The organism is Pseudomonas sp. GW456-12-10-14-LB2 (genome assembly GCF_002884345.1).
GTDB classification, from domain to species: domain Bacteria; phylum Pseudomonadota; class Gammaproteobacteria; order Pseudomonadales; family Pseudomonadaceae; genus Aquipseudomonas; species Aquipseudomonas paraglycinae.
On the sequence record NZ_POHV01000088.1, the window covers coordinates 1 to 1,011 of the forward strand.

1 pseudogene is annotated in these 1,011 nt (G+C 65.0%); it reads left to right on the top strand.

Going from position 1 to position 1,011, the window contains the following annotated elements:
• Positions 1–1,011: pseudogene (locus tag C1X29_RS28190) on the top strand (RHS repeat protein); the annotation flags it as partial.

Below are 1,011 nucleotides of genomic sequence, written 5' to 3' on the forward strand. Positions count from 1 at the left end.
GCGGATCAACCCCGACGGCACGCGCCTGCAATACCGCTACGACCATGCGCAGCTGCTGCTGACGGAAATCGAGAACGAGTCCGGCGAAAAGTATCGGCTGGACTACACGCCCACCGGACTGATCCGACAGGAAACCGGCTTCGATGGCCGACGCACCGCGTACGCCTACGACCGCAATGGCCACCTGCTGGAAAAGACCGAGTTCGGCGACGACGGCACCACGCTGGTCACCGCTTACCAACGTGATGCTGCTGGGCGTCTGCTGCTCAAGACCCTGCCGGACGGGGTCGAGGTCAGCTACCGCTATGACCGTTTAGGCCGTTTGGTCGGCGTCGATGACGGCCAGGATCACCCGCTGGCCTTCGAATACGACCGGCAGGACCGGCTGGTGCGCGAGCATCAGGGCTGGGGCACCCTGCGCTACACCTACGATGCCTGCGGCCAGCTCACTCGCATGCGTCTGCCGGACAACAGCAAGCTCGACTACCACTACGCCAAGGGCGGCGCGCTGACCGCGATCGACCTCAACGGCGCCTTGCTGACCCGCCACGTCTACCAGAACGGCCGCGAACAGCAGCGCCAGCAAGGCCTGCTGCTCAGCGAATACACCTACGACGAACAGGGCCGCTTGAAGTCCCACGCCGTAGGCCATCAACGCAGCGCGCTGTACCGCCGCGACTTTGCCTACAGCGCCAACGGCAACCTCGAACACATCGCCGACACCCGCCACGGCCAGCGCAGCTACACGTACGACGCCCTCGACCGGCTGATTCGCGTACGCCACACCCGCGACGATGTGCCGGAAAACTTCGCCCACGACCCGGCCGGCAACCTGCTGATGCAGGACCGTCCAGGCCCGCCACAGATCAAAGGCAATCGCCTGCTGATGCAGGGCGATCGTCATTACGACTACGACGCCTTCGGCAACCTGATCCGCGAACGCCGCGGCCGCGCACAAACCCTTGTCACCGAATACCGCTACGACAGCCAGCACCGCCTGATCGGCCTCAC